5 protein-coding genes and 2 pseudogenes are annotated in these 8,034 nt (G+C 65.6%); 3 read left to right on the plus strand and 4 right to left on the minus strand.

Translation table 11 applies throughout. The features are described 5' to 3' along the window. Window positions 1–271: pseudogene (locus CQ12_RS11285) on the minus strand (hypothetical protein); the annotation flags it as partial. Window positions 272–648: 377 nt separating this feature from the next. Here CQ12_RS11285 and CQ12_RS11290 point away from each other — a divergent pair. Further along, complete coding sequence (locus tag CQ12_RS11290; RefSeq protein WP_057835386.1) at window positions 649–1,488, plus strand: caspase family protein; 840 nt, start codon at window positions 649–651, stop codon at window positions 1,486–1,488. A 414-nt stretch (window positions 1,489–1,902) separates the two neighbouring features. Next, entirely contained in the window at window positions 1,903–3,372 is a 1,470-nt protein-coding gene (locus CQ12_RS11300) for an outer membrane protein (protein ID WP_057835388.1), read from the plus strand. A gap of 96 nt (window positions 3,373–3,468) precedes the next feature. On the opposite strand, the gene CQ12_RS11305 is transcribed toward CQ12_RS11300, so the two are convergent. Then, window positions 3,469–4,365: an efflux RND transporter periplasmic adaptor subunit gene (locus CQ12_RS11305; RefSeq protein ID WP_057835389.1), complete on the minus strand. Its 897-nt coding sequence runs from the start codon at window positions 4,363–4,365 to the stop codon at window positions 3,469–3,471. A 274-nt stretch (window positions 4,366–4,639) separates the two neighbouring features. On the opposite strand from CQ12_RS11305, the gene CQ12_RS11310 reads away from it, so the two are divergent. Further along, window positions 4,640–4,906, plus strand: coding sequence for a DUF1127 domain-containing protein (locus CQ12_RS11310; protein ID WP_057835390.1), 267 nt, complete (start codon window positions 4,640–4,642; stop codon window positions 4,904–4,906). Window positions 4,907–5,121: 215 nt separating this feature from the next. Here CQ12_RS11310 and CQ12_RS11315 read toward each other — a convergent pair whose 3' ends face one another. Together CQ12_RS11315 and CQ12_RS46255 are read right to left on the minus strand one after the other, a co-directional pair. Further along, on the minus strand, window positions 5,122–7,575 hold the full coding sequence (locus CQ12_RS11315) for an adenylate/guanylate cyclase domain-containing protein (RefSeq protein ID WP_057835391.1): 2,454 nt from the start codon (window positions 7,573–7,575) through the stop codon (window positions 5,122–5,124). Between the two features lie 199 nt (window positions 7,576–7,774). Further along, window positions 7,775–8,034, minus strand: a pseudogene (locus CQ12_RS46255) (AsmA family protein); the annotation flags it as partial.

The following is an 8,034-nucleotide window of genomic DNA, read 5'->3' on the forward strand; positions in this document are numbered from 1 at the left end:
CCCAGTCCGGCTCGGCATCGTCGCGGGCCCGGACCAGCGCCTCGCGCAGGGCGCCGAGCCGCTTCTCGTCCCGCAAGGCCGGATGCCCGGTCCGCCGCAGCAGCGGCCGCAGCGCCGGATTGCCGAGCGCGGTACGATAGAACTTCCCGAGATGCGGGTCGCCGCCGCGGTATTTCAGCAGCACGGGATCGCAGACGTCGTAGAGCGATGGGCCGTCTTTCCGCGCGGTCAGCGCCCGAAATGCGGCGCCGGCGATGCTGTGAAAACCCATGCAGTTTCTTTCCGCCGGAACGGTGAAGGGAGGGCCGCGTTGAGCATGGCACATAGCTTAACGCGGCCACCGCCGGCCGGATCGGGCCTGCAAGCCCTTGAAAACTATACAAATCCGCAGAAAACACAAATGGTGATGCAGGTCACATAGCAAATCTTAACCTTTATCCCTAGTCTGTCGCGGGCGGCCCCATGCATCAAATGAGGTTGTTCGGGAGGGGCTGACAGGCTAAAAGCCGGGTTGTTGCGGTGCCGCAAATTGAGCGCAATTGGACGGCACACACCGTGCAACCCCTTCAAACCTGAATGCTGCTCACGCGACTAACTGGCGCGGTCTTGCTCGGCGCCTTCAGACAGAAACTTGGGAATGGTAACGCGATGAACCTCGGTCAGCTCCACATTTCCCGCCGCAGCGTCACCATGGCCGTGGCGTTTGTCGGCCTGGTGTCGCTGGCGATCGGTGCCCATGCCGCGCTGAACAAGCGTTCGCTCGACGCCGGCAAGGCTGCTGGCACTGAGCAGACCGGCTCGATCGGCGTCACCGGTAACCGCGTCGCGCTGGTGATCGGCAACGGCCATTACCCGGATGCGTCAGCGCCGCTGTCCCAGCCCATCAACGACGCCCGCGGTCTCACCGCTGCGCTGCGCGCCAAGGGTTTTGACGTCGACGTGGTCGAGGACGCCACCAAGGACGACATGGCCCGCGCCGTCGCCCGCCTGAAGGATAAGATCAAGCCGGATACCGTGGCGATGCTGTTCTTCGGCGGCTTTGGCGTCCAGGTCGGCCGCGAGAGTTTCATGATTCCGGTCGATGCCGCGATCTGGAAGGAAGGCGACGTGCGCCGCGACGGCGTCAGCATCGAGCAGGTGCTGGACGCAATGACCGAGAAGGGCGCCAAGGCCAAGCTCGTCGTCGTCGACGCTTCCCGCCGCAACCCCTATGAGCGCCGCTTCCGCTCCTACTCCCACGGCCTCGCTCCGATCTCGGCGCCGGAGAACGCGCTGATCCTGACCTCGGCAACGCCGGGCAAGGTCGCCGATGACGGCAAGGGCCAATACAGCGTGCTCGTCACCGAGCTCTTGAACAATCTGAATTCGCAGTCCGGCGCCGCCAGCGCCTTCAACAAGACCCGCATCTCCGTCTCCCGCGCCTCCGACGGCGAGCAGGTGCCCCAGGTCTCCTCATCCCTGATGGAAGACGTCCGCATCGGCGGGTAAGGGCGCGCGATTCTCTCTCCGTCGTCCCTGCGAACGCAGGGACCCATTCGCCGCGGCCTTCGGAAGTGGCACGCGGGGAGACGGCTTTGCTTAAGCAGCTGAATTCGATGGTTATGGGTCCCTGCGTTCGCAGGGGCGACGGAGTTCGCGGAGCGCGCTATCGCGGCCTTTCCTGAAATTCGCAAGTCTTACGGAACTCGACCCATTGCTTGGGCCTGCCGCGGGCCCGAAGCGGATTTTGCGCCCCTGCATTCCGAATATATTACGGATTGTATCGCGAAAACCACAATATCAGCGAAAAATATGGAAAATACCGTAATCATTACAATCCGGAACTTGGCCTCCTGACAATTCCCGCTAGAGTGCATTGCGGCGCTGGGTTGCGCCGCAGCCATTTTTGTCATTGGAATTGTAATGAAAAAAATCGTTCTCGCCGCTTCCGTACTCGCTGCCAGCACGGCCATCGCCTCCGCCGCTGATCTGCCCGTGAAAGCCAAGCCGATCGTCGCCGCCGGCCTCGACTGGAGCGGCGTCTATATCGGCGCCCATGCTGGCTATGGCGGCGGGATGATGGACTGGACGTCGATCCAGCCCGGGGCGGACTTCGTGGCGCGCGGTGCACTGGCGGGCGGCCAGGTCGGCATCAACAAGCAGCTCGGCAGCGTCGTGTTCGGCCTCGAGCTCGACGGCTCCTGGGCCGACATCAAGGGAACCGGTGTCATCGGCTTGGGCGGACCGGGCTTCGGTGGCGGCTCCGCTGAAACCCGCGCGACGTCAGGGATCGACAGCCTCGTGACCTTCGCAGGGCGCGCCGGCATCGCGGCCGATCGCTGGTTCGTCTTTGCCAAGGGCGGCCTGTCAGCGGCGCATCAGAAGCACGATGTCCGCGCCACCGCGACCGCGGTCATCGGCGGCGCGGTCGTGACCCAGACGGTCAGCGCGAGCGGCTCGGAAACCCGCTACGCGCCGATGCTGGGCTTCGGCGCCGAATATGCGCTTGCAGGTCCGTGGTCGGTGCTCGCCGAATACAACTACCATCATTTCGGCAGCGCCACGACGCGGATGACGGGAACGATTGCCGGCAACAACCTCGTCGACGAGGCGATCCATGTCGTCAAGCTCGGTGTCAACTATCGCTTCGGTGGCCTTGCTCCCGATCCGTCCTTTGCCCCGGTGCCGGCGGCAGCGGGTACCAACTGGACCGGCGCCTATGTCGGCGCGCAGGGCGGCTATGGCTGGGGCCAGACGCAATGGCCGGATGCTTTCGGCACTGTTCCGGCGAGCAGCCGGCCGGGCTTTGACCATTCAGGCTGGCTCGCGGGCGGCACCATCGGCGTCAATGCGCAATCCGGCCGCTTCGTCTTCGGTGCCGAGGGCGAAATTCTGGCCACCGGCATCAAGGATAGCTTTACCTGGTCGCAGGTCATCGGCCCCACCTCGCTCAGCGTGACCTACGCGAGCAAGATCGACTGGCTCGCGCTCGCCACCGCTCGCGCCGGCTTTGTCGTCGGCGACAAATGGATGGTCTACGGCAAGGGTGGTATTGCGATCGCCGAACAGCAGCACACGGCCGCAATGGCGCAGCACTTCGCCGCCATCTCGACTGCGATCAATCACACCGGCAGCGCCGTTCACACCGGCGCGGTGGTCGGCGCCGGCGCCGAATACGCCTTCGCGCCGAACTGGTCGGTCAAGGCCGAATACAACTACATCAGGATGTTCGCGCAACAGGTCCAGCTCAGCGGCATCGCCACGGGCGGCGGGTTCGGCGCCGGCAGCCAGGTCGCCGAGACGGCCAGCAAGATCAACCAGGACCTGCACCTGGTGAAGTTCGGCGTGAACTACCACTTCAATTCGCAGCCGCTGGTGGCCGCGCGCTATTGAGCGGCGGGCATCTTCGACCACGAAACGAACCGCCGCCACAACGCCGGCGCCCTCCCTCTCCCGCTTGCGGGGGAGGGGGCGCACTGCCGTCGCCGCCTACTTCGCGTCGGCGCTCGCCGTCACCGCCCGCACCGGATCGCCCTCGCGCAGCAGCGCGCCGGCGCGCGCCACCACGATGTCGCCTTCCTGCAGGCCGGAGGTGATCTCGACCTGGCCGGCCGCCATCAGCCCGGTCTCCACCCGCCTCGTTTCGACGCGGGCGCGCCGCACCACCTGCACCACGGTGCCGGCGGTGCCGTAGAGGATCGCGGTCAGCGGCACCGATACACCGCAGCTCTGCCCGGTCTTGATCTGCGCGCGGCCCGATGAATTGACCAGCAGGCGGCGATTGGTGGTGACGCCGACGAACACCTGCGCGAGCTGGCTGTTCGGCTCCACGGTGGTCGAGAGACGCCGCACACGGCCGTCGACCTCGCCGGCGCCGATCACCTTGATCCGCGCGGTCTGGTTCACCTGCAGCTTCTGGATATCGCGCGTCGGCACCATGCCGACCAGGTCGAACTCGCCGCGCGCGATGATCGAGAACAGCGCCTCGCCCTTGCCTGACGCCATCGCGCCGACCGATGCGGTGGTAGCCGAGATCACCCCCGCCACCGGCGCCTGCACCGAGATCGATCCACCTTCGGGCAAATTCAGCTTCGCCATCACCTGCCCTGCGGTCACGCTGTCGCCCGCATCCACCATCACCTCGGCCACCTTCAGCCCCATCCGCTCGGGGCGCACCTGCGTCTCCTCGCGCGGAATGATGGTGCCGGAAACCTCGACGATATTGGCAAAACAGGATTTCGCGGCCTTGAGCACGGTGACGGCGGCGCCCTTGGGGGCGGCGTCCTCGTCGGCGGCGAGAAGGGGGGTGGTCGAAAGGCAGAGTGCGCTTGCGACAATCACGGCGGTCAGCTTCGGCGTGAGGTCGCGCGCAGCATGGACGGACATCGGCAATTCCTTCTCAAATTCAGGGCCTTGGATACCAGAAAGGGCACGTTGGCGCCAAGCGCCATTGATGGCTGTTCCAGCTGCGATTTCTGCCGGCGCCACTTGCCCGCACTCACTGACTTTGTTTTGGCAGGTGGACAGATGTTCAACTCGTCGTGTTTCGAGACGCGCGTTTCTCCCGGCGCGACGCTGCTGACACCATGCTGGCAGCAGGCCTTCGGTAGAAAAGATGGTGGGCAGGGGCCACCGGGTTCCGGCTCTGGAGAACATAGCCATGACGATGCTGACCAGCATACAGACTTCCACCACCAGGCCATTTGCGTTGCGCGCTGCGGTTCGGCTGGCGCACCTGCGCCGTTTCATCAACCGCTTCTTCGCAGGCGTGATCGCGCGCCACGAGGCTCACGCCGTGCGCGCCGCGCTCTACCAGCTCGACGACCGCGAGCTCAGGGATATCGGCATCTGCCGCGGGGAGATCGAGAGCAGCCTTGAAGACCTGGCGCAAACCCGCGCGCGACTGCAGCAGCCGGGGTGGCATTGAGGAGAGGGGAAGTTTGAAGCGAGCGCTATCGGCAGGCTTCACCCTCCCCTGGAGGGGGAGGGTCGGCGCTCATGAAATGAGCGGCGGGGTGGGGTGACGGTCTCTCCACATCCAACAGTGCCCGAGTGGAGAGATCACCCCACCCCGTTTCGCATTTCGCTTCGCTCCATGCGAACCGACCCTCCCCCTCCAGGGGAGGGTAAGCAAGCCGCGCACTATTGCTTCTTCTTCAACCTTGCCGCGGCCGACGCTGCATCCACCACATTGTCCACCGCCTCGCGCCAGCTCACGATCTCCGCGGCCAGAATCGGATGGTTGAATCCCTTCAGGTTCAAATCATCGATCGGCCGGCCCTCGACCCATTGCTCCACCATGCCGTAGACGCGCCGGCTCACCACGATCTGGTTGGCTTTCGCCTCATCGCACAGCCGCGACGCCAGATTGGTCACGCTGCCGATCGCCGCATATTCCAGCCGCTGCTCGAAGCCGATCTGGCCGAGCGTGGCATAGCCGAGTGCGATGCCGATGCCGAAGCCGAGATTGTGGCCGCGGTTGCGCCATTTCTCGGTCAGGCCGCCGACGGTGTCGCGCATTTCCACCGCCATGCGCACCGCGCGCGCGGTGTGGTCGTCGAACTGGATCGGCGCGTTGAACAGGATCATCACGCCGTCGCCGGCATAGCGGTCGAGCGTGCCCTCATACTTGAAAATGAGTTCGCCGAGCGCGGCGTGATATTCGCGCAGCACGTTCATCGCCTCTTCCGGCTCGGTGGTCTCGGTGAACGCCGTGAATCCGCGCAGATCGCAGAACACGACCGTGACCTCGCGGCGGTGGCTGTCGAGCAGGCCCTCATGACCGTCGGAGGAGGCGATCAGTTGCGCGACCTGCGGCGCGAGGAATCGTTCGAGGCGGCGGATGCGCTCGATCTCGCCGAGCTGCGTCTCGACGCGCTCCTCCAGCGAGCGGTTCCAGTCGCGGAGCTGGTCGGTCTGCTCCTGCAGCTTGCTCGCCTGCTGGCTGACGATGCTGTTGGCGTCCTGCAGCTCGCGGCTCTTGTGGTCGACTTCGGTGAACAGCCGCGCATTGCGCATCGCGAGCACCGCCTGGTGCGCAAAGGTCTTCATCAGCCCGATCAGATTGGCGGAGAAGTCGCCCTCGTTCCGCCGCAGCACCACCAGCGAACCGAGAATGCCGGTCTGGTCGACGAGCGGCACCACCAGCACCGAGTGGAAGCCGGCCTCGACCGCAACATCGCGCAACGGATGTTCCGATATCGCGCTGAGCTGCGGGATCGCGATCGGCTCGCCGCTGGTGGCGGCCTCGCCGAGCGGCGAGTGGTCGGCGTCGATGGCGCGGTGGCGGCCCTCGGCGGATTTTTCGATGCCGATCGCCTCCGTCAGGTTGAACTGATGATTGCCGGCGTCATAGCCATAGATCAGCACCGCGTCAGCATGGGTGATTTCGAGCGCGCGCGCGGCGACCGTCGGCAGCACCGCGTTGAGGTCGAGCGAGGAGGCGACCGCGCGGCCGACCTCCTCGAGCACCTTGAGCTCGTTGATCGATTGCGCCAGATCACGCGTGCGCTCTTTGACCTTCGATTCGAGGTTCGAATAGGTCTCTGCGAGCTGCCCGGCCATGCCGTTGAACTGGTTGGCGAGCTCCTCCAGCTCGTCCGCGGTCTTCACCTCGATGCGGTGGCCGAAATCGCCGGCGCCGAGCCGCCGCGCGCCGGCCTGCAGCGCCGTGATCGGCACCAGCATGCGTCGCGCCATGACGGTGCCCGCGATGATCGCGACCACGAGGCCGAGCCCGATCAGAAGCGCGATCCGCACCAGCTGATCGCGGATCGGCGTCAGCGCCTGCGCCGTCGGCTGTTCGAAGAACACGCGCCAGCCGAGTTTCGGCACCACGCTCGACGTCGTCAGCACGGCATCGCCCCTGATATCGCTGCCCGACGCCGGCGCGACGCCGCCAGGCTTGCTGACAGCCGCGACCTGCGGCAGCTTCGACAAATTCTTGCTGACCTCGGGCCCGTTCGAGGACGTCGCCAGCACGTCGCCTCTGGCGTCCGTGACATAGGCGTACGCCACCCTGCCGATCTGGGCGTCGATCAGGAACTCGGACAGGAAATCAAGATCGATCTCGGCGACGGTGATGCTGCCATCGGCATGCGACAGTACGATCGACATGAACGGCCGCTCGCCGCGGAAGTAGGCCGAGGCAAAACTGGTGCCGCGTGCGGCGGTCTCGGTCAGCCTGACGTCGCGGGAGAAGTCGGCGTTGCTGCCGGGCGTGACGATCTGGCGCGTCATGCGAAGCTGTTCGCGGCCCTGGGCATTGAGCAGCGAGAGCTGGCTCACCTGCTGCACCTGCCGCAGCAATTGCGCATAATCGTCGCGGCGCAGGTCCGTCGTGTTGGAGGAGGCGCGCGTCACCCAGTTGATCTGCCGCTCGAGGTCGGACATCGATTGCTGGATTCGCTTGGCGGTCGCCTCCGCCTTTTCGGACATGCCGTCGTGGATCGAGCTCTTGATGCCGCGATAGGTGATCCAGATTTCCATCGCGCCGTTGACGGCCAGCACGAACACGACGAGCCCGACCAGCGCGACGACGTATTTGGCGAACAGCCCCTCGCGCAGAAACCAGACCCTGTCCTTGCCCTCGCTCATCCGGACCCTCGTGCGGCACGCTTAAGAATAGCGCGCGCAGCCGTTCGTCGCTTGTGGGGCATGCCACAATTGGCGCCCCGAAATGAGGGCCTGTTTAGCACGAATTGAGCGGGCCGGCGGACGGTCCGCCGGCATGGTTAGCCCCGATTTTAGGCGGGAATCACGCCATATTCGTCATGCCGGGGCGAGCCTGGCAGCCTCACCGGTTGAACAGCTGCCGCAGCACTTCGTTCATCGGCTGGCTGTCCTGCTGCGCCGTCGTGTCGCTGGGCGGCGCGGGAGCGGCGGGCTCTTGCGTCGGCGCTTCGGCGGGCGAGGTTGGCGTCAGGCTGCGTTGACCGCCCGGCCGCGCGCCGCCCTGGCCTTGGCTCTGGCCCAATCCGCTCAGGCCCTGCTGGATCAGATTGCCGATGGTCTCGCCGAGCTGGCCGCCGAGCGGCTCCTTCGGCTTTCCCCGGT

It is taken from the genome of Bradyrhizobium jicamae, assembly GCF_001440395.1.
Taxonomy (GTDB): domain Bacteria; phylum Pseudomonadota; class Alphaproteobacteria; order Rhizobiales; family Xanthobacteraceae; genus Bradyrhizobium; species Bradyrhizobium jicamae.

Coding starts and splice junctions, on each gene's coding strand:
- CQ12_RS11300 (WP_057835388.1), top strand. CDS start 1,903: ATGAAAAAAATCGTTCTCGCCGCTTCCGTACTCGCTGCCAGCACGGCC.
- CQ12_RS11310 (WP_057835390.1), top strand. CDS start 4,640: ATGACGATGCTGACCAGCATACAGACTTCCACCACCAGGCCATTTGCG.
- CQ12_RS11315 (WP_057835391.1), bottom strand. CDS start 7,575: ATGAGCGAGGGCAAGGACAGGGTCTGGTTTCTGCGCGAGGGGCTGTTC.
- CQ12_RS11290 (WP_057835386.1), top strand. CDS start 649: ATGAACCTCGGTCAGCTCCACATTTCCCGCCGCAGCGTCACCATGGCC.
- CQ12_RS11305 (WP_057835389.1), bottom strand. CDS start 4,365: ATGTCCGTCCATGCTGCGCGCGACCTCACGCCGAAGCTGACCGCCGTG.